This window comes from Streptomyces sp. NPDC019396 (assembly GCF_040632375.1).
Lineage (GTDB): Bacteria > Actinomycetota > Actinomycetes > Streptomycetales > Streptomycetaceae > Streptomyces.
In genome coordinates this window covers 119948-143662 of the sequence record NZ_JBEYBS010000002.1, presented here as the reverse complement: position 1 = coordinate 143662, position 23715 = coordinate 119948, and the positions used below count along the sequence as shown (strand labels likewise).

Sequence of the window (23715 nt, the reverse complement as noted above, 5' to 3'; positions counted from 1 at the left end):
GGTGTACGCCCGGTGGAAGGGGAGGAACTCACGTGGGTCGCCGGTCCTGGTGGGTGTGCTGGTGGTGAGATGTGCGCTTCGCCGCGGTGGTGCGGGCGCCGCGAAAGGCTCCGACGACGCTACGCCACGCGCCGCCCGGCCCGCAGGGAGTCCGGTCCGGGACCCCGCGGGTACCTCGTGCGGGAACCGGGGCACCCATCGCGCCCTCGAATGGCGGAAGCTGTCAGTTGTGAGCTTCCATGTCCGTGACGCCGTCCCAGCGCGCCCGCCGTATGTCCAGGCGGGGGATGTGCCCCTGCGCACCGCGGGCAGCCTCGCGCAAGGGCGTCCCCTCGGCGCGGTAGCGGTCCAGTGCGCTGAGCTCATGGCCCGGCAGCAGGGCTCCGTCCGCACGCACCACGCGCCACCAGGGCACCGCGCTGCCGTACAGCGCCATGACGCGGCCGACCTGGCGAGGGCCGCCCTCGTCCAGCCACTCCGCCACGTCTCCGTAGGTCATGACACGACCTGGCGGGATACGCTCAGCGGCGTCGAGCACCCGCTCCGCATATTCCGGCAGCTCCGGCAATTCCGGCAGCCCCGGCACCTCATCGCTCATCCGGCCCATCCTGCACCATGGCACCGACAGCGACCGGGCACCCTGATGCCCCCGTCCGTCGGCGCGGCATGCCACCATCATCCGGGCGGTGACTGGTGATACGAGATCAAGAAGAGACCGACACGACGAAGGAGCGGGGCGTGCAGCCTGCGACAGCGGCGAGCACATCCGGCTCCGAGTCGCGCCCGGATAAGGCCGGTCAGCGATCCGGTGAAAGCACGGATCCGGGTGAGCACGCGAAGCCGGACGAGAGCGCGGTCCGCGAAGGCGGGCCCGGCACCGAGGCGACGGGTGCCGCGGAACCGCGGGAGGTGACCCCCGCGGGACCGGAGGCCGCCCCCGAGGACAACCAGGGCAGCTGGCCCGGGGCCGCGGAGAGTGTCCGGTCCGACCACGGTGACGACCCCGCCGTCGACTCCCGGGCAGGCGACACCCCGGCGCACGAGACCCCGTCGGCCACCGAGCGGGTGTTCGGCGACGAGCCCCTGCTCCCCGCCCGGGTGCACCGCCCGTCCGACCTGACCCGGCTGCTGACCGGCATCCTGCTGGTCGCGGCGCTCCTTGCCATCGCCGCCTTCGCCCACGGCACCACGTCCGGCCTGGAGTCGGACATCTCCAAGCGCACGGGGCAGGCCCCCGACCTGCTGGTCAAGCTCGCCGGCCTGCTCGCCAGCATCGCCGTGCTGCTCGTCCCCGTGGCTTTCGCCATCGAGCGTCTGATCAAGCGGGACGGACTGCGGATCGCGGACGGCGTGCTCGCCGCCGTGCTCGCCCACGGTGTGACGCTTGCCACCGACCTGTGGGTCGCCGACGCCGCGCCCAGCCAGATCCAGGACGCGCTGACCCAGCCGCAGACGGGCGGAGGCCTGACCGATCCCGTCCACGGCTACCTCGCGCCGGTGATCGCCTATATGACTGCCGTCGGCATGGCCAAACGCCCACGCTGGCGGGTGGCGCTGTGGGGGGTGCTGCTGCTCGACGCGTTCGCGATGCTGGTGGCGGGCTACACCACCCCGTTCTCGATCATTCTGACGGTGCTGATCGGCTGGACGGTCGCGTACGGCACGATCTACGCGGTCGGCTCGCCGAACGTCCAGCCCACCGGGCAGACCCTGCTGGCGGGTCTGCGCCGGGTGGGCTTCCGCCCGGTCACGGCCATGCGTGCGGAGGACGCGCCCGAGTCGCCCGAGAACGGCGACCGGGGCCGCCGCTATCTCGTGACCCTGGAGGACGGCCCACCGCTGGACGTCACCGTCGTCGACCGTGAGCAGCAGGCACAGGGCTACTTCTACCGCGTGTGGCGCCGGCTCACCCTGCGCGGCATCTTCACGCGCCGTTCGATCCAGTCACTGCGCCAGGCGCTGGAGCAGGAGGCGCTCCTCGCGTATGCCGCCATCGCCGCGGGTGCGCATGCCCCCAAGCTGATCGCCACGTCGGAGCTGGGGCCCGACGCCGTGATGCTGGTGTACGAGCACCTCGGCGGGCGCTCGCTGGACTCGCTTCCCGACGAGGAGATCACCGATGCGGTGGTGCGGGGTGCCTTCGAGCAGGTGAAGGCGCTTCAGTCGCGACGCATCGCCCACCGCAGGCTGACCGGCGACGCGATTCTGGTGGATCGTTCCGGCAAGGTGCTGCTGACCGATCTGCGCGGCGGTGAGATCGCCGCCGGCGACATCGTGCTGCGTATGGACATCGCCCAGCTGCTGGCCACTCTGGGCCTGCGGGTCGGGGCCGAGCGCGCGGTGGCGGCGGCCGTCGACGTGCTCGGTCCCGACGCGGTCGCCGACTGTCTTCCCCTGCTCCAGCCGATCGCCCTGAGCCGCTCCACGCGGGCCACCCTGCGGCGGCTCGCGCGGGAGCGTTCACAGCGCGAGCGCGAGGCGGTGCTCGCGACGGCCGAGGCGGCCAAGCAGGCGAGGGCGCAGGCATCCGTCGCTGACGACGGCGAGCAGGGCGGCGAGTCCGACAAGGTCGCCAGAAAGGCCGCCCGGAAGTCGCAGCGCGCCGAGAAGCAGGCCGAGAAGCGCGCCATGGACGAGGCGCTGGACGAGGCACGCGAGGAGGATCTGCTGGCCCAGATCCGGCGGCAGGTGCTGCTGATCCGGCCGCAGGCACCGGTCGAGCCCGTCCGGCTGGAGCGGATCAAGCCGCGCACGCTGGTCTCGCTGATCGCCGGGGCCATCGGTGCGTACTTCCTGCTGTCGCAGCTGACCAAGACCGATCTCACCGTGGTCGCCGAGGCCCACTGGGGCTGGGTGTCGGCGGCGGTGCTCTTCTCGGCCGTGAGCTATGTCGCGGCGGCGATGAGCCTGCTGGGCTTCGTACCCGAGCGGGTGCCGTTCCTGCGGACCGTCACGGCGCAGGTCGCCGGCTCCTTCGTGAAGATCGTCGCCCCGGCCGCGGTCGGCGGAGTCGCCCTCAACACCCGCTTCCTCCAGCGCTCCGGAGTACGCCCCGGGCTCGCCGTGGCGAGCGTCGGCGCCTCCCAGCTCTTCGGGCTCGGCGCACACATCATGCTGCTGCTGGCCTTCGGCTATCTGACCGGTACGGAGAAGACTTCGCCGGTGACCCCGTCCAGGACTGTCATCGCCGGTCTGCTGACCGTGGCCGTGCTGGTGCTGGTGGTGACCGCGATCCCGTTCATGCGCAAGTTCGTGTCGACGAGACTGCGCTCGCTGTTCGTCGGTGTCGTCCCGCGCATGCTGGACGTGCTCCAGCGGCCGGTGAAACTGCTCACCGGAATCAGCGGCATGCTGATGCTGACCGGTGCCTTCGTGATGTGCCTGGACGCCTCGATCCGGGCCTTCGACAACGGCAACCAGCAGCTCAGCTACGCCAGCATCGCCGTGGTCTTCCTCGCGGGAAACGCCCTCGGATCCGCCGCGCCGACACCGGGCGGTATCGGCGCGGTCGAGGGCGCGCTGACGGTCGGCCTGGTCGCTGTGGGGCTGCCGTGGGAGGTCGCGGCCCCCGCCGTGCTGCTCTACCGGCTGCTGACGCTCTGGATCCCGGTGCTGCCGGGATGGGTTTCCTTCACCCACCTCACCCGAAAGGGTGCACTCTGAGGTAGGCGTCACTGACGTACGGCTGCTGGTGCTTCCGCCCGTGTTTCACGCCACCGGCCCGCAGGAGCCCGACAGGCGGGCCGTGGCGCAACGCCGCAGGATGGGCTCATGCCGACCTCCACCCCCCTCCTCGCCGCGGCGACCGCGGCGGTGCTCCTGGTGACCGCAGGATGTTCTGACGGCGGAGGGGGCAGCGGCGCCCGGACGACACAGGACACACACGGCCTCGGCGGCCAGAAGCTCGACTGGCAGCCGTGCCCGGCCCCGTCGGAGGCGGAGGGCGGCGGGCCCGCGCCCTCCCCGCTGCCCGGCGGCGCGAAGTGGGAGTGCTCGTTCATGGAGGTCCCGCGCGACTACGCGGACCCGGACGGCGACACGTTCGAGATCGCCCTCATACGCGCGAAGGCCAAGGACCAGTCCAAGCGAATAGGCTCCCTGCTCTTCAACTTCGGCGGTCCGGGGGGTTCCGGAATCAGCGCGCTGCCCTCGATGGCCAAGGACTACGAGAAGCTGCGCGAGCGCTACGACCTGGTGAGCTTCGACCCGCGCGGCGTCGGCCGCAGCGAGCCCGTCGAATGCGCGGACAACAGGCAGCTCGACGAGTACTACGCCCAGGACGCCACGCCCGACGACGCCAAGGAGGAGGCGGCGTACACGGACCGGCTTCGCTGGTACGCCTCGGGCTGCGAGGAGAACTCCGGCGCCTACCTGCCCTACGTCGGCACCACCAACGCCGCCCGCGACATGGATCTGATGCGCCAGGTGCTCGGCGACGACAAGCTCCACTACCTGGGCTTCTCCTACGGCACCGAGCTCGGTGGCGTCTACGCGCACCTGTTCCCCAAGAACGTGGGCAGGGCCGTCTTCGACGCCGTCGTCGATCCCAACAGCACCTCGGAGCAGGGATCGCTGGGCCAGGCAAAGGGCTTCCAGCTGGCGCTGGACAACTTCGCCGCCGACTGTGTCGCCCGCGGCGACGAGTGCCAGTTGCCGGGCAGCACGGCGCAGGAGGTCGAGCAGTTCATCATCGGTCTGCTCGCGAGGCTGGAGAAGAAGCCCATCCCGGCCAGCGGCGACCGTGAACTCACCCAGACCCAGGCGACGAACGGCATAGCGCAGGCCCTGTACTCCAAGGAGTACTGGCCGCTCCTGGAACAGGGCCTGGACGAGGCGGACGGTGGAAACGGAGCGCTGCTGCTCGCCCTCTCCGACGCGATGAACGGACGCAATCAGGAGGGCCAGTACAGCAACATCCAGGCAGCCAATTCCGCGGTCAACTGCGTCGACTCCAAGGAACGCTTCTCGCTGGAGCAGACGAAGGCCAAACTGCCCGAATTCCGCGAGGCATCGCCGGTCTTCGGCGACTTCCTCGGCTGGGGCCTGATGAACTGCACCGAATGGCCGGTGCCCGGGCAGTGGGAGCACCCGGACGTCTCGGCACCGGGCGCCGCGCCGATCCTGGTCATCGGCAACACCGGTGACCCGGCGACACCGTACGCGGGCGCCAAGGCCATGGCCGAGCAGCTCGGCAAGGGGGTCGGCATCGAGATGACCTACCGCGGCCAGGGGCACGGTGCCTACGGCAGCGGAAGCGCCTGCGTGCAGTCCGCCGTCGACAGGTACCTGTTGGACGGCGTTGTTCCGGCCGCCGGGACGGTGTGCGAGTGACTCCCGCAGCGGCCCTCCGGACGACGTTCCGGGACCGTTCCCGGTGGTGTGCCCCGAGTTGACAGAGATCACAGAGGTGACGTTCTGTCATCGGACCTCCCGGTTATCCACAGGCGCGGTCACTGTCGGTGGCGGAGCCTAGGATGGCGAAGCAGTCGATCACATGGACGGGGGGCCCAGAATGACGTGGCGCACGAGGGCGGGGGCGATGGTGTTCGCGCTGGCGTTGTCGCTCACCTGCGGAGGGCTGACGGCCTGCGACACCGTCGGCGGGGCGAGCGGCGCCCACGGGCGACAGGCGCCCGCGCCACTGCCCGTACGGAAGGGCGATGCGGCGAGCGGACTGCCGGATGTCCTGGTCAAGCAGCGACCGGACTGGCGGTCCTGCGAAGGCGACGGCTGGACCTGCGCCGAGGTGAAGGTTCCGCTCGACTACGCCGATCCGGACGGCGAGACGATCTCGCTCGCCCTGATCCGCCGCGAGGCACGCGACCAGGACAAGCGCCTCGGCTCGCTGCTGTTCAACTTCGGTGGGCCGGGAGGCTCGGGAGTGGAGAGCCTGCCGGGCTTCGCTCCGGAGTTCGAGACGCTCGGCGCCCGCTACGACCTGGTGAGTTTCGACCCGCGCGGAGTAGCGAAGAGCGCCGGTGTGGTGTGCCGCAGCGACCCGGAGCAGGAGGAGGCCACCACCCGTGTCGATCTCACTCCCGACACCCCGGCCGAGGAGGCGGCGTACTTCCGGGACGCCGAGACCTTCGGCGAGGGCTGCGCCGCGCGCTCGGGCAAGATACTCGCCCATGTCGGCACCACGGACGCCGCCCGCGACCTGGATCTGATCCGCCATGTGCTGGGTGACCGCAAGCTCAACTACTTCGGCATCTCCTACGGCACGGAGCTCGGCGGCACCTACGCCCATCTGTTCCCGGGGAACGTGGGGCGGACGGTGCTGGACGCCGTGGTCGATCCCACGGCAGACGCCACGGGCCACGCCCGCAATCAGGCGACCGGCTTCCAGCGTGCTCTGGACAACTACCTGACCGGCAGAGGGGAGGATCCGGCTGCCGGGTCGCAGCGGATAACGCGGCTGCTGGAGCGCATCGACCAGCGACCGCTGCCCGCCGACAACGGGCGCGAGCTCAACCAGAGCCTCGCCCTCACCGGCATCGTCATGGCGCTCTACTCCGAGAGCCTGTGGCCGAAGCTCACCGACGGCCTGAGGGAGGCCGAGCAGCGTGGCCGCGGCACGAAGCTGCTGACGCTCGCCGACTTCTACAACGACCGGGACGCCAGCGGCCATTACAGCACCCAGAGCCATTCACAGCGGGCGATATCGTGCGCCGACAGCAAGCGGCGGCCGAGCCCCACGGACGCGAAGGCGCTGCTGCCGGAATTCCGGAAGATATCCCCGGTGTTCGGCGAGTTCCTGGCCTGGGACACGGCGGGCTGGTGCGCGAAGTGGCCGGTACCCGGCGAGCGGCTGACTCCGGAGGCGAGCGCCCCGGAAGCGGGGCCCATCCTGGTGGTCGGCACGACCGGGGACCCGGCGACACCGTACGAGGGCTCCCGCCGGATGGCCGACGAGCTGGGCGAGGGCGTCGGGGTACTGCTGACCAACAAGGGCGAGGGCCACGGGGGCTACAGCCCGGAGAACCGCTGCGTGACCCGGATCGTTGACGACTATCTGCTGAACGGCACGGTTCCGCAGGACGGAAGGACCTGCGGCTGAGGCAGGCCCGTCATCCGGAGCGATCCGGAAAGAGCTGCGGGCAGGCACCGGCCCGGAGGCCGGCCCTGCCCGCTGAGCTCGAAACGGGACCTGGGGTCTAGTAGATCGGCTTGTCCGGCTCGATCTGGTTGACCCAGCCGATCACGCCGCCGCCGACGTGCACCGCGTCCGCGAAGCCCGCGGACTTGAGCACGGCGAGCACCTCCGCACTGCGGACACCCGTCTTGCAGTGCAGGACGATCTTCTTGTCCTGCGGGAGATCCTGGAGGGCGTTGCCCATCAGGAACTCGTTCTTCGGGATCAGCCGCGCGCCGGGGATCGAGACGATCTCGTACTCGTTCGACTCGCGGACGTCGATGATGTCGATGTTCTCGCCGTCGTCGATCCACTCCTTGAGCTGCTTGGGAGTGATCGTCGAGCCGAGCGCCGCCTCCTGGGCCTCCTCGGACACGACGCCGCAGAAGGCCTCGTAGTCGATGAGCTCGGTGACGGTCGGGTTGTCACTGCAGACCGCGCAGTTCGGGTCCTTGCGGACCTTGACCTGGCGGTACTGCATCTCCAGGGCGTCGTAGATCATCAGTCGGCCGACCAGCGGCTCACCGATACCGGCGAGCAGCTTGATCGCCTCGTTCACCTGGATGGAGCCGATGGACGCGCAGAGCACGCCCAGCACCCCACCCTCGGCGCAGGAGGGCACCATGCCGGGCGGCGGGGGCTCCGGGTAGAGGCAGCGGTAGCAGGGACCGTGCTCGGACCAGAAGACGGAGGCCTGACCATCGAACCGGTAGATCGAACCCCACACGTACGGCTTGTTGAGCAGCACGCACGCGTCGTTCACCAGATAGCGGGTGGCGAAGTTGTCCGTGCCGTCGACGATCAGGTCGTACTGGCTGAAGATGTCCATCACGTTCTCGGCCTCGAGCCGTTCTTCGTGAAGGACCACGTTCACATAGGGATTGATGCCCTTGACGCTGTCACGCGCGGACTCGGCCTTGGAGCGGCCGATGTCCGCCTGGCTGTGGATGATCTGGCGCTGCAGGTTCGACTCGTCGACCTCGTCGAACTCCACGATTCCGAGCGTGCCGACCCCGGCTGCGGCCAGGTACATGAGAGCCGGCGAGCCAAGCCCGCCCGCGCCCACGCAGAGCACCCTGGCGTTCTTCAGCCGCTTCTGCCCGTCCATCCCGACATCCGGGATGATCAGGTGGCGGGAGTACCTGCGGACCTCGTCTACGGTGAGCTCGGCAGCCGGCTCGACCAGGGGTGGCAGCGACACGGAGACCTCATCAATACAGCTGGTGGTCGTTACGTCAGTACGGTTGTTCTGGCTGTAACACTGCCACGCGCCCTCTCATTCCGAGACACCCGGTCCAATACGCGAGACAATTTCGTCCCAGTAGCCGGGCAAGGAGTCGAACGCCCCGGTTCGTCCGGTTCGGTCGGTGAAGAAGATCGTGCCCGCCCCCTGCCAGCGGGCGATGCGCATGGCCTCCTCAAGATGCGTCCGCGGCACCCCGTGCACGAAGTGGACGAACCGCTCGGGCGGATGGTTCGCGGTCCACTCGGCGACCTGGGACCAGCGGTAGTCGGACCAGGCACCGGAGAAGGTGACGAGCTGGTCGGCGACCTCCGCATAGCCCGGGTAGGGATGCGTGCCCTGGCCGAGGACCAGGTGTCCCCCGTCCAGGACGGCATCGAGGGTGGCCGTCAGGCGCCGGACGCCGGGCAGGTCCGCGCGGTCCACCGGGCAGCGGTCCAGCAGGAACCCTCGGACCCGGTACCAGTCGAGATAGCGCTGGGCGTCTGCGACGAGCTCGGCGAAGGGGCGGGCGCCATGGGCCAGGTCAAGATGGCCGAGCACCCGCATCCCGGCGTTGTTCAGCCTGCCCGCGGCCTCCAGGCAGTGCGGGTCCGGCTGGATGCCGGGACCGCCGTCGGCGACATTGAGCACCGCCCAGTGCAACGGGGTTCCGGGGCGGGTCAGCTCCGCCCATTCCACGGGAGCCACCAGCGGATGGGCATAGCCGGGGACGCCGAAACCGAGCCGGTCGGCGCCGGGAGCGGAGAGCACGGGGCCGGTGGAGGTCAGATACGGCACGCCGCCTCCATCCAGATATCCGCGAGGGACTCCTCCAGGTTGATCCGGGGCCGCCAGCCCAGCCGGTCACGGGCCGTGCGCACATCCGCCTGCTGCCAGCTTCCGCAACCGTCGGGGTACGGGAACGGGGTCGCGCCGAGCTGCTCGGCAAGGGACTCGGGGCCGCGCGGGGCACCGATGTGACCATGGCCGGGACGCACGGGGGGTGCGTCCACCTCGTGGAGCGCCCCGGTGAATCCGGCGACCCTGGCGAGCACGGCGGCAGCGTCCCTCAGGCGCACGGAGCGGCCGGTGCCGATGTTGACGACGCCCTGCGCGGCGGACAGTGAGGCGGCGTGCACGGCGCGCGCCACGTCCCGTACGTCCACGAAGTCCCGCTGCACGCCGAGGCCGCTCAGCTTCAGCTCGCCGTCCCCGGACTGCATGGCCCGGCGCATCGCCTCCGCCAGCCGCCCCAGGGGGGATCCGGCGGGGGTGCCGGGACCCACGGGTGAGAAGACCCGGAGCACCACGGCGTCCAGTCCCGAGCCCAGCACCAGCTCGGTCGCGGCGAGCTTGGAGACGCCGTACGGGCCGCCCGGGCGCGGGACGGCGTCCTCGGCCGTGGACGAACCGGCCTGGGACGGCCCGTACTCGGACGCGCAGCCGAGCTGGACGAGCCGGGCGTCGCAGCCGCTGCGTCGCAGGGCCTCGCAGACGGTGGCGACGGCCACAGTGTTGTGCCGGGTGAGGTCGCGGGCTCCGCCGCGGGTCGCCCCGGCGCAGTTGATCACCACGCCGGGGTGGACGGCGTCCAGGAAGCGTGTGAGCGCACCCGGGCTGCCGCCCGAGAGGTCGAACCGCACATCGGCGTCATCGCCGCGCCCCAGGGCCGTGAGGTGCACGGCCGGGTCGGCCAGCAGCCGTTCGGCGACGAAGCGGCCCAGGAATCCATTGGCTCCGAGCAGCAGCACCCTCATCGCGCGGCTCCTCGCTGCCGACGGGCCGCGCCGGCCTGGACAGCCGATGCTGGATGGGACGGGTTCATGTCGTGCGTCTCCTCAGGGATGTTGCTCGGAAATCGGTCAGGTACGCCCGCGGCGTCGGCTCCGCGGGAACGTGGGGGGTGTGGGGGCTCAGAAGGGCCTCAGCAGGTCCTCCGGAGAGTCAGGTGGTGTGCGCGGAGGCCCGGGACAGGGCGGCGGTGGCATGGAGCAGCAGGCCGAGGGCAGCCGCTCCGCAGGCGAGCGCCGGGACGGCACCCTGGCCCCAGGCAAGGACGGCGGACTCCACCGGAAGGGCCACGGCGGCACACCCGGGAAGCAGGCCGACGAGCACGAGGGCCAGGGCGAGTGCCTCCACGACGACGGCCGCAACCAGCCCGGCAGCGGCGGACCGGGCGCATCCATGCACCGTGAGCAGCCGCGCCAGGAACAGCAGCAGGCCCAGGGTGACGGCGGGCGCCGCGTCCACCGGTTGCACGAGCCCGGTCAGCGCCACCAGCGCGATCAGGACGGCTGCGTACAGCGCGACGGTCGCGAGCAGCAGGGGGCGCACCGCGGCGGCGAACTCCTCGAGACTGCGACTGCCGCCCAGCCTGCGCCGCGCCGCGACGGCGAACAGCCGGGCGCTGAACGCCGCGGGAGCGACACCGAGGGCGAGAGCGACGAGCAGCCCCGTCATCGGCGGCCAGAGCCAGCCGGGAGCTGCTGACGGGGGGACAGCGCCGCCCAGGAGCCGTCCCACGAGGCCGCCGCCCGCCAGGGAGAAGGCAAGGAGCCAGCCCACCCACAGCCGACCCGACCGAACCCTGCGTCCTGATGCCCGCAGGGGGCCGCGCCGGAGGCTGTGGGCCAGGGCCACGGCCAGGACCATCACCCCGGTCGCCGCCGCGCCGATGCGGATACCGCCGCTTGTGAGGTTCAAGGCGGTCACGGCGGCGATGGCGACGGCACCCGGCAGCAGCGCGGGCAGCAACAGCACCGTCGCGTGCGCCGCTGGTGCCCGACCTGCCCACTCGGCGGCCCCCGCGCCTTCGGCGTGCGCGCTCGCGGTGGCGGCCTCGCCCCGTGGCACCCGGGCGTACATCTCCTCGGCCAGCGAGAACACATCGCGGTGCCGGAACCTGGCCGCGGTCCGGTCGGTCAGCCCGTGGGCCTCCAACCCAGCCGCGATCTCCAGGGGGTCGACGGCCCGCTCGCACAGCTCGCGGTGCCGGTGCATCAGCGTCTTCACGGGGTCGGCGGGTCCCCGCCGGGCGGCGGTCTGCCCAAGGGAGGCCCCGGGGCGCACGGTGGTCTGGATCGCCGGGATCGCCGGGATCTCTGAGGTGGTGTCAGGCATCGGGGGCTCCTGCGGTGACCGCGTCGGCCAGTGGGCCGTCCGCCCACGTGGGGCGGGTACGGGCCCCGGTCCAGTGGCCCGGGATATGGGCCTCGGCGGGGGTGGTGAAAGGGAGGGACAGGGCACCGGTGTCGCGGTGCGGGCAGCTGTGGGACAGGAGCTCCAGGTAGATGGCGCGGAACGCGGCGAGGTTCTGTTCGACGGTGAAGAGCTCAAGTGCCCTGGCCCGCGCCGCCGCCCCGAGCCGTGCACGGCGTTCCGGGTCGCGCAGCAGCGCGACACAGGCGTCCGCCAGCGCCTTCGGGTTACGCGGAGGCACCACGAGGCCGGTGCCGCCGATGACCTCGACGACGGCCCCGGCGTCCGTGGACACGGTGGCGCACCCGCAGAACATCGCCTCGACGAGGCTGATGGGGAAGCCTTCGACGACGCTCGAAAGCACGACGACGGCGCCTGCGGTGTAGGCATCGGCCAGCTCCGGTGCCTCGGGTCCACCGATCTCCTCGAACGAGACGGGGTTGTCCCCCACCGTGTGCGCACCGACCGCCTCGTCGGGAAACAGCTGCGCGGCCAGCGCCCGGCAGTGCCCGAGGTAGGCGAGCCCCTCGGCCTCCTGCACCGGGGCGGCCAGGATCCGGAGCCTGGCATCCGGCTCCGCCGTGCGCACCTGCGCGAAGGCGTGGAGCAACGCGACCAGGTCCTTGGCCGGTTCGATCCTGCCGACCCAGAGCAAGGTGTGCGGGTCGCCCCCGGCCCCCCCCTCACTCACCTCGGCGAAGCGGTCGCCGTCCATTCCGGGGTAGACCGTGCGCAGCCGTGCGGGGTCGGCACCGCAGCGCTCCTGCCAGCGGCGGGCATGGGTGTTGCCGGGGGTGATGAGGGACGCCTGGCGGTACAACTCGGTGGCCAGCAGCCCCTGGAAGCGCGCCAGCAGGGCCCGCACCGGCACGCTGGCACCCTCGCCCCCGGCTCCGCTCCGGGCCGCGCCCGCGGCGAGATAGTGCGCCCGCAGCTGCACGCCGTACTCGGTGACCAGCAGCGGCACCCCGAAGAAGCGTTTGGCCAGAAGCCCGGGCAGCGCCGCCGATCCACCGGAGGTGGCATGGCAGAGGTCGACGGCGCCGAGCGAGTCGCTCCCGTACCAGTCGAGGCTCAGCGGGCGCAGCGCTCTCTCCAGCTGGTCGGCGAAGGCGAGCAGGTCGGGCACCGTCGCGGTGTGCGCGGCGCGGGTGGCGCCGGGCGCACGGCAGGCGGATTCCATGGCGCGCGCGGCGGGATCGGACCGGAGGGCGGTGTGGAGACCACCGTGCTCCCGCGCCAGCTCCGCGAGTCCGTAGAGCCCCTCGGCGAAGCGGTGCTCGTCGCCGCCGCAGACCCCTGCGGCAAGCTCCCCGAAGTGTTCGGCGAACTGCTTGCGCGCGCGCCGCCCGTGGCTGCGGCCGTCATCCTCAGGCGCCCACAGCGGCGCGGTGCGCACCCGCTCGACCTGCGGCGGAAGGTCGACCCAGCCGGAGTCCTCCTGCTCGGCGCTCCGACTCAGGGCGTAGACATCGAATTCGTGCTGTGTGAGCCCGCGCACGAGCCGGTCGCACCAGAGCCTGGACTCACCCGTCGTATACGGATAGCCACCTTCCGTGAGCAGTCCGATCCGCACGAGTGCACCCCCGATCTCTTCTGTGGACGACCGCCGTTGGTCCCGGCGGCTTGCGGCGGGACGACGTTATGCGGACAAGACGGTGGCGCGACGGACGGTTGTCCATCGCGCCACCGGAAGGGGTGAATACACGTAACTTTCCCGGGCTCGCGGCGTTCGATAGCGCTACGAACCGCGCCCGGGCGGCGACTCCGCGTCAGCCGGTGGGGTAGGCCCAGGGGTTGGGACGGCAGCGGACTCCGTCGATGTCGAGCGACTTGGTCTGCTGCTGCATCACGGGCGCCAGGGCGCCGGGCGTCTCGCAGTTCACGTGACCGTGGCCGAGCCGGTGGCCGACCTCGTGGTTGATCAGCATCTGGCGGTAAGCGAGCATCGCCTTGGAGCCGTAGGTCGGGGAGCCCTGGGCCCAGCGGTAGCCGTTGATCATCACGCGGTTCGTGTTGGGGGAATTGCAGGAGACGTTGCTGACGGTGACGTCCAGGTCGGACTTCGCGCACCAGACCCCGGTGGTCCCTGGGCTGGCCAGGGTGACCACGAACTCGGGTTCTCCGGAGGAGATGCGCTCGAACGTCATGTCCCCGTCGTGAGCCCAGCTCCGCTTGTCGTTGAGGGTCTGCTGGACGGCCTTGGCGAAGAGCCTGCCGTCCAGGGCGAGGCCCTTCTCGACGTCGACCCGGTAGCGGATCTTCTTGCCGGCGCCCGGCGCCTTGTCGGATCCGGGCACTGCTTCGAAGCTCCCCTGCCCCTTGAGCTTGGGGTCCAGCGGGAACTGCCTGGTCATCAGCTGCGCGTAGCCGAGCGGGGCGGCCGGAGCCCGGGGGGCCTGGCGCGGCGGGGCGAGCCGGTCGTCGGAGCGGGACGCGGAGCCGTCCGCGCTGCCCCGGTCCGCTTCAGCCGCCGCCTGCGGATCCGCCTCGTCCGCACCGCTGCCGGCGACCTGTCCGGCGACGACCACCGCGAGGACGGTGGTCACAGCGGCGGCGGCGATCCCGGTGACCGTGCGGCCCTTGATGGTCCTGGCTGCCGGCTCTTCGGGCGCCTCGTCATCCGGTGTGCCGTCAGGAGCGGGCTGCGCCTGGGGCCCTGGTGCGCCTGGCTCGTGGTCGAAGGCATCGACGAACTCCCGCCGTGGGCCGGGGATCCGGGCTCCGGCGCCGATCGGCGTGCTCTGCCGCGCGGGCCCCGGCGAGGCCACGACCGGGTGCGCGCCCGTCGCGGTGGCCGTCTGCCCGCGCGGGACGCCCTGCCAGTCCCCGTACCGGGTGCCGTTCCGCGGCACCCCCCAGGCTCCGCCGGGCTCGTGCTGTTCCGGGTGGCCGCCGCGCACCCGGGGGACGCCGTGCGCCGGGGTGCCGTCGACGGGGATGCCGTGCGCTGGGGTGCCATGCGCCGGGGCGCCGTACACCGGTGACCCGTGTGCGGGCGTGCCGTAAGCAGGAGTTCCGTGTGCGGGAGTGCCATGGGCCGGTGACCCTTGTGCGGACATGCCGTAACCGTGTGCCGGGGCCGGGTATCCCCCCTGTCCCCCGTACTGCCCGGTGTCACCTGCGCTCGCCGCCGTGGCGGTCCCCGCGGTCCTGCTGTCCGCGGCCTTGGGTGCGGGGCCCTTGCGGCTGTGTCGTCCCACGCCCCGGATCAGCTCCTGCCGCTGTTGTCGTCGAGAAGTGATCTGACGGCCGCCGCGACCGTCTCCGGATACTCCATCATGGCGACGTGTCCGGCGTCCGGCAGAGTGAGCAGGCGCGAGTCACGGAACGCCGCGGCCGCCCTGCGCGCCATCCGGTACGAGACGAGCTGGTCCCGGCACCCGTAGATGAGGAGCGTCGGCGCGAGCACCCGTTCCGCCTGTCGCCACAGTCCGTGCTGCCCGCCGAGCGTATAGGCGTCGACGATGCCGCGGGACGAGCGGGCCATCGCGTCCCAGAAGTACGGGAGTTCGAGCCGTCGCTCCATCTCCTCCACAGCATGCCGGAAGCCCTGGTCGGACACCCTGCCCGGGTCCCCGTAGCAGAGGGCCATCACCCCACGGACCCGCATCTCCGGGGTCCAGTCCTTCGTCAGACGGCTGAACAGCCGGGCCACACCGGGCACCGCGAGCGCCACCGTGGGCCAGGCGGGGCGCTGGACGCGCAGCTCGGGCAGCGCGGGCGAGACGAGGGTGAGGCTGCGGACGAGGTCGGGGCGTACCGCGGCGATACGGGTGCAGACCGCACCGCCCAGCGAGTTCCCGAGCAGGTGCACCGGGCCTCGCCCGGAGGCGTCGAGCATCCGGATGACCGCGCGCGTGTGTGCCGTGATCGAGTAGTTGCCGTCGTCCGGTGGCGGGGAGTCGCCGAATCCGGGCAGATCGACGGCTTCACCGTCCACCCGGTCGTCGAGCTGCTCCATCAGTGCGGACCAGTTCTGGGACGAGCCGCCGAGACCGTGGACGTAGAGCGCGGGGGGCAGGCCCGCGGAGGCCGGGGGACGCGCGCGCACGGTGAGCGTCAGACCGGGCAGGGCCACGGAGCGCAGCTCCTCGCCCGCCGCGACCCGGACGGCGCGGATGCGCGGAGCCGGTGCGGAGGCACGGGAATCCGGCAGCTCGGTCGAAGACATGAGGGCAATGTTACGAGACGATCACGCCACCAAAGCTGTGTTCGCCGTCACACGTCCCAGGCCCCCCACCGGTCTCAGGACACGCCCTGCGTTCGTCCGCGCTCGTCTGCGCTCGTCTGCGTTCATCCGCGCCCGCCGACCCCCACGGTCTTCCCGGATCTGCGACTCACACGGACACCGTCACCAAAACAGCACACTCCACCGCATAGCGCTGGGCAGCAGGAACTCCTACGCTCTACATAGGGCACGCGCCCCGCCCACCTGCTGCCCGGATACGCACAGGAAAGGGATCCCGATGGCTGTCGATCCGGCGGACCCGGAAACCTTCACGGAGGACGACCAGGGCCAGGCGATCGCTCTCGACGAGCTCGCCGACCTCGAGGATCTCGATGAGGAGGTCCCCGAAGCGGATGCCGCCGAGCAGCACACGGAGCTGCAGCAGCGACGGGACGACCCACTGACCCGGATCAGCATGTTCGCCGCGAACGAGGCGGATGCGGTGGAACAGGCGCGAGTGGTCGCGCTCGACGAGGACGACTACCGCTGAATTGTTCGGATTCCTGTCCGTTCCGGCTTCCATGGGCGTCCGGTACGTGAAATTCTGCGCTCGCACCGCGCACACCACGGTTACCCAAAAGTACGATGGCGGCGCGGCGCCAGTGGCCGCGGCACAGGACACTGTGCGTGTGACATCGAACGTGGGAGGCGGCGTGACAGCCATCGAGCAGACAGAGGCAGCGCGCCCTCGAGGCACCCGCTTGCCGCGCCGTGCCCGACGTAACCAGCTCCTGGGCGCGGCTCAGGAAGTGTTCGTCGCCCAGGGCTACCACTCGGCGGCAATGGACGACATCGCCGAGCGCGCCGGTGTCAGCAAGCCGGTGCTCTACCAGCACTTCCCCGGGAAACTGGAGCTCTACCTCGCGCTGCTCGACCAGCACTGCGAGTCGCTTCTCCAGGCGGTCCGCGGCGCCCTCGCGTCGACGACGGACAACAAGCTGCGGGTCGCGGCGACCATGGACGCGTACTTCGCCTACGTGGAGGACGAGGGCGGCGCGTTCCGTCTGGTCTTCGAGTCGGACCTCACCAACGAGCCCGCGGTGCGCGAGCGCGTGGAGCGGGTCTCCTTGCAGTGTGCGGAGGCGATCTCTCAGGTGATCGCCGAGGACACCGGCCTGTCCGAGGAGGAGTCCATGCTGCTGGCCGTGGGCCTCGGCGGCGTCTCCCAGGTCGTCGCCCGCTACTGGCTGTCCAGCAGGTCGGCGATTCCGCGGGAGCAGGCGGTACACCTGCTGACATCGCTGGCATGGCGGGGCATCGCCGGGTTCCCGCTCCAGGGCGGCGAGGCACACTGACCGTTCGGCGGGGTCCGTCCGGCGACCCCGGCAAGGGCCCGTGTTCGCTCCCGGCGTGCGCGAGAGCGCCGTACCGGGTCCCCTCACCGGGCTAATGTGTGCAGCGTACGGCGCGGCTGACCGCGCATCGCTGACCGTTCGGAGGGACTAAGCCGTGGAGGTCAAGATCGGCGTGCAGCACGCGCCCCGGGAGATCGTTCTGGAGAGCGGTCAGACCGCCGAGGAGGTCGAGCAGGCCGTGGCCGACGCCCTGGCCGGCAAGGCGCAGCTGCTCAGCTTGACGGACGACAAGGGTCGCAAGGTGCTCGTGCCTGCCGACCGGGTCGCCTATGTGGAGATCGGCGAGCCGGCGACGCGCCGTGTCGGCTTCGGGGCGTAGCTCCAGGCAGAGCGTGGCGTCTCTTGCGCCTTGAGGGCCCGGCGGATACCGCCGGGCCCTTCGCATGCCCGGGTTGCGGTGAGGGTTGCGTCATGGTGGGTTCGGGTAGGACGGGCTGTGACCCGAAATGCCCGGCCGACGCGCGTGAGGTGATCCGTGGTGATCGTGGAAGCTCTCGGCTCCGTACTGCTCGGATGCGTGTTCTCCTGGGCGGCAGTGCGATGGCTCTCCGACCGGCTTCCGGAGCCGCGTGTGGTGTACGCGAGCGGCACGCTCGGGGCGCTCTTCGGGGCGTATCTGACGCACGCGGCGATCGGATCCGGTCATCCGCTCGCCACCCTGCTGGGGGCCCTGCTCGTCGCGGGCGTCACCCTGTCGCTGCTGGTCCGCCCGGCGGCCCGCAGGCTGCGGCGGGGGTCGGCCGCAGCCTGAGCCTGAGCCGGACCCCGACACGCGACGAGCGAAGCTCCTGGAGCGCGTGCTACGCCGCCAGACCCAGTGCCGCCATCCGCTTGGTGTGCGCCTTGGTGATGCGGGTGAACATCTCGCCCACCGCGGCCAGGTCGAATCCGCCCGCGACCCCGCCCACCAGCATGGTCGACAGCGCGTCCCGCTCCGCCACGACCCGCTGCGCCTGGGACAGTGCCTCGCCCATCAGCCGGCGCGCCCACAGCGCGAGCCGGCCACCGACCCGCGGGTCCGCCTCGATGGCGGCGCGCACCTTCTCCACGGCGAAGTTGCCGTGGCCCGTGTCGTCGAGCACGGCCAGCACCAGTCCGCGGGTGTCCGAGTCGAGACGCACCGCGACCTCGCGGTAGAAGTCACTGGCGATCGAGTCGCCGACGTAGGCCTTGACCAGGCCCTCCAGCCAGTCCGACGGAGCGGTCTGCCGGTGGAACTCGTCCAGCGCCGCCGCGAACGGCTCCATCGCCGCGGTCGGGTTCGTCTCGATCGCGGCCAGCTGGTCCCGCAGCCGCTCGAAGTGGTGGAACTCCGCCGAGGCCATCTTCGCCAGCTCAGCCTTGTCCGCGAGCGTCGGTGCCAGCTTCGCGTCCTCGGCGAGCCGCTCGAAGGCCGCCAGTTCGCCGTAGGCGAGCGCGCCCAGCAGATCCACGACCGCGGCGCGGTACTGGGGGTCGGCCGAGGCCGTGGCCCAGTCCTGGGCGGCGATCCCGGTGAGTTCTTCGTCTGTGCCGGATGCGGATGCTGACTCGGTGGCGTTGTCTGACGTCTCCATGAAGCGCACAATAGCCCGCCGCCCGGTTGGGTGAAGGGCCTGGTCAACACCCGCCACAACGCGGCTTGCCGGAATTCGCCCAACACAGATGCGCGATTCCGGGGTACAGTGCTATGAGAGCCTGTCGCATACGCACAGTCGCGTACGCAGATGGGCCCTATGAATGAGGATGCCCGGTCGGTGGCCCGATCGGCTCCGACCCGACAGCTCTCTGTGCACCCTGTTCGCACACGAGGGACCCTCAGCGGCATGAGCGCTCGAGCGACGGCAGTGGTCCCGCGCCTTCCGGCCAATCCACGGCCGGGCCACCAGTACCAAAGGTGCGGTAAGACCCCCAGCGTTCGCCTCGCGCCGCGTCTCACAGAAGAGGCAACACCCTGACTACGCAGATCAAGACTTTCCGGGACCTCGGGATCCTTCCCGAGACCGCCGAGGCCCTTGAGGCCGTCGGCATCATCGCTCCCTTCCCCATCCAGGAGATGACCCTCCCGGTCGCGCTCTCCGGCACCGACGTCATCGGACAGGCCAAGACCGGTACGGGTAAGACCCTCGGTTTCGGACTTCCGCTGGTGGAGCGGGTCACCGTGCCCGCGGACGTCGAGGCGGGCCGTGCCAAGCCGGAGGAGCTGACCGAGGCCCCGCAGGCGCTGGTGGTCGTACCCACCCGCGAGCTGTGCACCCAGGTCACCAATGACCTGCTGACCGCAGGCAAGGTGCGCAACGTCCGGGTGCTCGCGATCTACGGCGGCCGTTCCTACGAGCCGCAGGTCGAAGCCCTGAAGAAGGGCGTCGACGTGGTCGTCGGCACCCCCGGGCGGCTGCTCGACCTGGCGGGCCAGCGCAAGCTGGACCTGTCGAAGGTCAAGGCGCTCGTGCTGGACGAGGCCGACGAGATGCTCGACCTCGGCTTCCTGCCCGACGTCGAGAAGATCATCCAGCTGCTGCCCGCCAAGCGTCAGACCATGCTGTTCTCGGCGACCATGCCGGGTGCGGTGATCGGCCTCGCACGTCGCTACATGTCGCAGCCGACCCACATCCGCGCGACCTCCCCGGACGGCGAGGGCGCGACCGTCGCGAACATCACCCAGCGCGTCTACCGGGCTCACTCGATGGACAAGCCGGAGATGGTCTCGCGCATCCTCCAGGCCGAGGGCCGCGGGCTCGCGATGATCTTCTGCCGGACGAAGCGGACGGCCGCGGACATCGCCGAGCAGCTTGCGCGCCGCGGCTTCGCCTCCGGCGCCGTCCACGGGGACCTGGGACAGGGCGCGCGCGAGCAGGCGCTGCGCGCGTTCCGTAACGGCAAGGTCGACGTGCTCGTCTGCACCGACGTCGCCGCCCGCGGCATCGACGTCGAGGGCGTCACGCATGTGATCAACTACCAGTCGCCCGAGGACGAGAAGACCTACCTCCACCGCATCGGCCGCACCGGCCGCGCGGGGGCGTCCGGCACTGCCGTGACCCTGGTCGACTGGGATGACATCCCGCGCTGGCAGCTGATCAACAAGGCACTGGACCTGGGCTTCAGCGACCCGGTCGAGACGTACTCGACGTCGCCGCACCTCTTCGAGGAGCTGAGCATCCCCGCGGGCACCAAGGGCGTACTGCCCCGCGCCGAGCGCACCCGCGCCGGTCTGGCCGCCGAGGAGATCGAGGACCTCGGGGAGCCCGGCGGCCGTGGCCGTTCCGGGCGGGCGAAGAAGAAGGATGAGGAGGAAGCTCCGGCCCGTACGCGCACTCCGCGCGCCCGGCGTCGTACGCGAAACGGTTCGCCGGTCGACGAGACCGCGAGCACGGCGCCGGAGGCTCTCGAGCCCACCGCGTCCGAGCCGTCGGATTCCTCTGACGCAGCCGACGACACGGCTCCGCGCACGCCCCGCCGTCGCCGCCGCACGCGTGCGGTTGCCACCGAGGCTGTGACCGCCGAGGCCACCGTGACCGAGCCCGCTGCCAGCGAGCCGGCCGAGCCGGCCAAGCCCCGTCGCCGTCGCACCCGCGCGGCCGCCGCCAAGTCCGCGGGCGCCGAGGCCCCCGCGGCCGAGGCCGCGAGCGAGCCGGACGCCGGCGAGGCCGCTGAGGCTGCGAAGCCACGCCGCAGGCGCACCCGAGCGAAGGCCGCGACCACGCCCGAAAGCTGAGCTGGTCCGGTCGAGTATGTGTGAAGAGGGCCCGTACCCCCTGGGTACGGGCCCTCTTCAACTGCTCGGTAACCTCTGCGTATGAGCCGCCCGCCCACCTTTGTGCCACCGGCCTGCGCCCGGTCCCGCATGCTCGACACCTCCCGCGGCGCCTTCGCCGTGCTGGACGCCGCACCGGACGGCTCGCCCCGGGGCACCGCGCTCCTCCTGCCCGGCTACACCGGGAGCAAGGAGGACTTCATCGCCATGCTGGAGCCGCTCGCCGCTGCCGGATACCGTGCGGTCGCGATCGACGGCCGTGGACAGTACGAGAGCGATGGGCCCCAGGCGCGGGAGGCGTACACCCAGGAGGAGTTGGCCCGGGACGTGCTCGCGCAGGCGGCGGCGGTCGGCGGCCCTCTCCACCTGGTCGGCCACTCGCTGGGCGGGCAGATCGCACGTGCCGCCGTCCTCACCGATGCGCGGCCGTTCGTCTCGCTGACCCTGGTCTCGTCGGGTCCGGCCCGGATCGCCCCCGAGCAGCGCGACAAGGTGAAGCTGCTGAGCGACGCGATCGCGGCCATGAGCATGGCCGAGATCTGGGAGGCCATGCGGGCGATGGACACCCCGGAAGAGGCGGAGCTCAACGGGAACCGCGACGACCTGCGGCATCGCTGGCTGCGCCACAACCCGCACCAACTGCTCGCCACCGGCCACCAGCTGACCGTCGAGCCCGATCGGGTGCCCGAACTGGCCGCCGTGCCGCTGCCCAAGCACGTGGTCTCCGGTGAGCACGACGACACCTGGCCCGTGCCCCTGATCGACGAGATGGCCGTACGGCTCGGGGCTCGGCGCACGGTCATCGAGGGCGCCGAGCATTCACCGAACACGGACCGTCCTCTGGAGACCGCCGCGGCGCTCGCAGGGTTCTGGCACGAGAGCTGACGTCAGAACTGGCCCTGCAGGTGCTGCCAGAAGCCGTCGCGCAGGGAACGCCTCAGATGGGCATAGCCCCGCAGTGAGTGCTGGAGCCGCTTCTCCGCCTCCATGAGCAGGTCCTGGTCCACCGGGCCCGGCAGATAGGGGTGCCCGGGCAGCAGCTCCGCCATCGCCGCCCGGCCGCGCTCGGCAAGCCAGGTGGCGGCTATCTGTGCGCCGACGAAGCGCACGTCCTCACGGGAAGGTGTGGGCGTGTCGTCCTCGTACGTGGTGACAGGCCGCCGGGTCACATAGGGCCGGCAGAAGTCGAGGTCGAAGGTGCGCTGGCTGTCGACCTCCCAGAGCAGCGGCTCCGCCTGGTTGCGCCCCTCGGCTGCCTCGATACCCCAGAGGTGGACGCGCGCCCCGTATCCCTGGGCCGCCTCGACTGCGGAGACCAGGTCCTCGTCGCCGCCGACGAGCGCCGCGTCACTGATCGCCCGGTGCCGTGCCAACGACTCCAGGTCGGTGCGGATGAGGGAGTCGACGCCCTTCTGCTGGTTGTTGGCGTTGAGGTTGCCGAGCCGGACCTTGACGTCAGGGAGCTCGGCGATGGACTGCTGCTCGGCGGTGTGGATGCGGCGCCGGGCGCCGTCGTACCAGTAGACCCGCAGCAGCCGGCTGTCCGCGAAGATCGTGCGGGCCTTGTCGATGAAGGCCTCGATCAGTCCTTCGGCGTCCAGGTCGAAGGAGCGCCGGTCCTCGGTGCCCGCCACCAGCAACCCGGCGGAAGCATAGACGTAACCGGCGTCGACGAAGATGGCATGTGTGGAGGGCGTCTTCGCGACCTCGGCGAGCATGCGCTGGAGCAGCTCGTTGGTGCGCTCCAGCCGGGCGCTGATGCGGCTGAGCTGACCGTCGGCGCTCATGTCGTTCATATGGACCTCATGGACATCATGGCCATCATTCTGTGTGGGTGCAGTGTCGTACCCGTGAGTAGTTAGCCATCCAAAAAATTTGTTTAGCGTAGGGAATGTTTGCGGCTCTGCTCCTGTTGGCAAGGGTGGAACTGGGACGGACAGAAGGGAGAGGCCTTTTATGCGCTTCGAGATCATGCGACTCGACGACGTCGACGGCACCGCCGTGGACAGCACCGTTGTGGACGCCGCCTCCGTCAACCGGATGGTCCTTCAGGCCGCCGCGATCGGCCAGCGGATCTACATCCGACCGGCCGATTGCACTGCCTCGTAACGCACGGCACCACACGCCGGCGCCGTCGGCCATGGGCCGGGCGCACCTCGCCCCCGTACGGACGGATCCGTACGGGGGCGAGGTGCGTCTTGGAGGCCTGGGCGCCCGGGCCGTCTACGAGCCCTGGATCACCTGGGTGACTCCGTTGATGATCTGCTGCACGGCGATGGCCGAGAGCATCATTCCGGCGAGCCTGGTCACCAGGACGACACCGCCGTCCTTGATGACCCGGATGATCAGCAGCGAGTAGCGCAGGGTCAGCCACAGCACGACGTGCATCGCCACGATCGCCGCCCAGACCGCGGCCTGCTCCGCGCCCCCGGAGGCGTTCTGCACCGCGAGGATCACCGAGACGATGGCGCCCGGACCGGCCAGCAGCGGCATCCCGAGGGGGACGAGCGCGACATTGACGTCCTTCGTCTGCGTGGGCTCGTCGGTCTTGCCGGTCAGCAGGTCGAGCGCGATCAGCAGCAGGAGCAGACCGCCCGCGATCATCAGGGCCGGCACGGAGACATGAAGGTACCCGAGGATCTGCTGGCCCAGGATGCCGAAGACGGTGATGACGCCGAAGGCCACCGCCACGGCCTGCCAGGCCATCCGGCGCTGCACCTTGGCGGCGCGCCCCGAGGTGAGTGCGAGGAAGATCGGTGTGATCCCGGGGGGATCCATGATCACGAAGAGGGTGAGGAAGAGCGAGCCGAAGACGGCGAGGTCGAACACAGTGGAGCCTTG

General features: G+C 70.9%; 21 protein-coding genes. 10 read left to right on the top strand and 11 right to left on the bottom strand.

Features of this window, described 5'->3' with window-relative positions:
• Positions 1-223: 223 nt before the first annotated feature.
• Entirely contained in the window at positions 224-598 is a 375-nt protein-coding gene (locus ABZ532_RS02685) for an MGMT family protein (protein WP_361278918.1), read from the bottom strand.
• Between the two features lie 140 nt (positions 599-738).
• Between ABZ532_RS02685 and ABZ532_RS02680 the strand changes: the two genes are divergently transcribed.
• The 3 genes from ABZ532_RS02680 to ABZ532_RS02670 all read left to right on the top strand — a co-directional run bounded on the left by ABZ532_RS02680 (position 739) and on the right by ABZ532_RS02670 (position 7057).
• Positions 739-3663, top strand: a complete 2925-nt coding sequence (locus ABZ532_RS02680; RefSeq protein ID WP_361278916.1) for a lysylphosphatidylglycerol synthase domain-containing protein — start codon at positions 739-741, stop codon at positions 3661-3663.
• Between the two features lie 108 nt (positions 3664-3771).
• Positions 3772-5331 carry an alpha/beta hydrolase gene (locus ABZ532_RS02675; RefSeq protein ID WP_361278913.1) on the top strand — a complete coding sequence of 520 codons (1560 nt, stop codon included), beginning with the start codon at positions 3772-3774 and terminating at the stop codon, positions 5329-5331.
• A 181-nt stretch (positions 5332-5512) separates the two neighbouring features.
• Positions 5513-7057: an alpha/beta hydrolase gene (locus ABZ532_RS02670; protein ID WP_361278911.1), complete on the top strand. Its 1545-nt coding sequence runs from the start codon at positions 5513-5515 to the stop codon at positions 7055-7057.
• A 97-nt stretch (positions 7058-7154) separates the two neighbouring features.
• Here the strand turns inward: ABZ532_RS02670 and moeZ are convergent, their stop codons facing one another.
• From moeZ to ABZ532_RS02635, 7 genes are all read right to left on the bottom strand, one after another.
• Positions 7155-8333, bottom strand: a complete 1179-nt coding sequence (gene moeZ / locus ABZ532_RS02665) for an adenylyltransferase/sulfurtransferase MoeZ (RefSeq protein ID WP_361278909.1) — start codon at positions 8331-8333, stop codon at positions 7155-7157.
• Between the two features lie 75 nt (positions 8334-8408).
• Positions 8409-9155 carry a spherulation-specific family 4 protein gene (locus ABZ532_RS02660; RefSeq protein WP_361278907.1) on the bottom strand — a complete coding sequence of 249 codons (747 nt, stop codon included), beginning with the start codon at positions 9153-9155 and terminating at the stop codon, positions 8409-8411.
• Positions 9143-10114, bottom strand: coding sequence for an NAD-dependent epimerase/dehydratase family protein (locus ABZ532_RS02655; protein ID WP_361278905.1), 972 nt, complete (start codon positions 10112-10114; stop codon positions 9143-9145). Before ABZ532_RS02655 ends, ABZ532_RS02660 begins: the two co-directional genes overlap by 13 nt.
• Positions 10115-10301: 187 nt before the next feature.
• On the bottom strand, positions 10302-11477 hold the full coding sequence (locus ABZ532_RS02650) for a hypothetical protein (protein ID WP_361278903.1): 1176 nt from the start codon (positions 11475-11477) through the stop codon (positions 10302-10304).
• Positions 11470-13131, bottom strand: a complete 1662-nt coding sequence (pelF, locus tag ABZ532_RS02645; protein WP_361278901.1) for a GT4 family glycosyltransferase PelF — start codon at positions 13129-13131, stop codon at positions 11470-11472. Before pelF ends, ABZ532_RS02650 begins: the two co-directional genes overlap by 8 nt.
• A gap of 196 nt (positions 13132-13327) precedes the next feature.
• A complete protein-coding gene (locus ABZ532_RS02640) occupies positions 13328-14758 on the bottom strand; it encodes a DUF3152 domain-containing protein (protein WP_361278899.1) in 1431 nt (476 codons plus the stop codon).
• Between the two features lie 8 nt (positions 14759-14766).
• Positions 14767-15729, bottom strand: coding sequence for an alpha/beta hydrolase (locus ABZ532_RS02635; protein ID WP_361278896.1), 963 nt, complete (start codon positions 15727-15729; stop codon positions 14767-14769).
• Positions 15730-16024: 295 nt separating this feature from the next.
• Here ABZ532_RS02635 and ABZ532_RS02630 point away from each other — a divergent pair, with 295 nt between their 5' ends.
• The 4 genes from ABZ532_RS02630 (at position 16025) to ABZ532_RS02615 (ending at position 17892) form a co-directional block, all read left to right on the top strand.
• Positions 16025-16276 carry a hypothetical protein gene (locus ABZ532_RS02630; RefSeq protein WP_361278894.1) on the top strand — a complete coding sequence of 84 codons (252 nt, stop codon included), beginning with the start codon at positions 16025-16027 and terminating at the stop codon, positions 16274-16276.
• Between the two features lie 163 nt (positions 16277-16439).
• Entirely contained in the window at positions 16440-17081 is a 642-nt protein-coding gene (locus ABZ532_RS02625; RefSeq protein WP_361279407.1) for a TetR/AcrR family transcriptional regulator, read from the top strand.
• Between the two features lie 154 nt (positions 17082-17235).
• A complete protein-coding gene (locus ABZ532_RS02620) occupies positions 17236-17460 on the top strand; it encodes a DUF3107 domain-containing protein (RefSeq protein ID WP_361278892.1) in 225 nt (74 codons plus the stop codon).
• 159 nt (positions 17461-17619) lie between these two features.
• Complete coding sequence (locus ABZ532_RS02615) at positions 17620-17892, top strand: hypothetical protein (protein ID WP_361278890.1); 273 nt, start codon at positions 17620-17622, stop codon at positions 17890-17892.
• A gap of 49 nt (positions 17893-17941) precedes the next feature.
• On the opposite strand, the gene ABZ532_RS02610 is transcribed toward ABZ532_RS02615, so the two are convergent.
• Entirely contained in the window at positions 17942-18697 is a 756-nt protein-coding gene (locus ABZ532_RS02610) for a ferritin-like fold-containing protein (RefSeq protein WP_361278888.1), read from the bottom strand.
• Positions 18698-19176: 479 nt separating this feature from the next.
• Here ABZ532_RS02610 and ABZ532_RS02605 point away from each other — a divergent pair, with 479 nt between their 5' ends.
• Entirely contained in the window at positions 19177-20835 is a 1659-nt protein-coding gene (locus tag ABZ532_RS02605) for a DEAD/DEAH box helicase (RefSeq protein WP_361278886.1), read from the top strand.
• A gap of 81 nt (positions 20836-20916) precedes the next feature.
• Positions 20917-21759, top strand: a complete 843-nt coding sequence (locus ABZ532_RS02600; RefSeq protein ID WP_361278884.1) for an alpha/beta hydrolase — start codon at positions 20917-20919, stop codon at positions 21757-21759.
• Between the two features lie 2 nt (positions 21760-21761).
• Here the strand turns inward: ABZ532_RS02600 and ABZ532_RS02595 are convergent, their stop codons facing one another.
• Positions 21762-22670, bottom strand: coding sequence for an NYN domain-containing protein (locus ABZ532_RS02595; RefSeq protein WP_361278882.1), 909 nt, complete (start codon positions 22668-22670; stop codon positions 21762-21764).
• 160 nt (positions 22671-22830) lie between these two features.
• On the opposite strand from ABZ532_RS02595, the gene ABZ532_RS02590 reads away from it, so the two are divergent.
• The gene (locus tag ABZ532_RS02590) at positions 22831-22983 is read left to right on the top strand and encodes a hypothetical protein (RefSeq protein WP_361278880.1); all 153 of its coding nucleotides are present in this window, start codon (positions 22831-22833) and stop codon (positions 22981-22983) included.
• Positions 22984-23097: 114 nt separating this feature from the next.
• On the opposite strand, the gene ABZ532_RS02585 is transcribed toward ABZ532_RS02590, so the two are convergent.
• Complete coding sequence (locus ABZ532_RS02585) at positions 23098-23703, bottom strand: MarC family protein (RefSeq protein ID WP_361278878.1); 606 nt, start codon at positions 23701-23703, stop codon at positions 23098-23100.
• Between the last annotated feature and the right edge of the window lie 12 nt (positions 23704-23715).

Coding starts and splice junctions, on each gene's coding strand:
- ABZ532_RS02685 (WP_361278918.1), bottom strand. CDS start 598: ATGAGCGATGAGGTGCCGGGGCTGCCGGAATTGCCGGAGCTGCCGGAA.
- ABZ532_RS02675 (WP_361278913.1), top strand. CDS start 3,772: ATGCCGACCTCCACCCCCCTCCTCGCCGCGGCGACCGCGGCGGTGCTC.
- ABZ532_RS02670 (WP_361278911.1), top strand. CDS start 5,513: ATGACGTGGCGCACGAGGGCGGGGGCGATGGTGTTCGCGCTGGCGTTG.
- ABZ532_RS02655 (WP_361278905.1), bottom strand. CDS start 10,114: ATGAGGGTGCTGCTGCTCGGAGCCAATGGATTCCTGGGCCGCTTCGTC.
- ABZ532_RS02650 (WP_361278903.1), bottom strand. CDS start 11,477: ATGCCTGACACCACCTCAGAGATCCCGGCGATCCCGGCGATCCAGACC.
- ABZ532_RS02635 (WP_361278896.1), bottom strand. CDS start 15,729: ATGTCTTCGACCGAGCTGCCGGATTCCCGTGCCTCCGCACCGGCTCCG.
- ABZ532_RS02630 (WP_361278894.1), top strand. CDS start 16,025: ATGGCTGTCGATCCGGCGGACCCGGAAACCTTCACGGAGGACGACCAG.
- ABZ532_RS02610 (WP_361278888.1), bottom strand. CDS start 18,697: ATGGAGACGTCAGACAACGCCACCGAGTCAGCATCCGCATCCGGCACA.
- ABZ532_RS02605 (WP_361278886.1), top strand. CDS start 19,177: ATGACCCTCCCGGTCGCGCTCTCCGGCACCGACGTCATCGGACAGGCC.
- ABZ532_RS02600 (WP_361278884.1), top strand. CDS start 20,917: ATGAGCCGCCCGCCCACCTTTGTGCCACCGGCCTGCGCCCGGTCCCGC.
- ABZ532_RS02595 (WP_361278882.1), bottom strand. CDS start 22,670: ATGAACGACATGAGCGCCGACGGTCAGCTCAGCCGCATCAGCGCCCGG.
- ABZ532_RS02590 (WP_361278880.1), top strand. CDS start 22,831: ATGCGCTTCGAGATCATGCGACTCGACGACGTCGACGGCACCGCCGTG.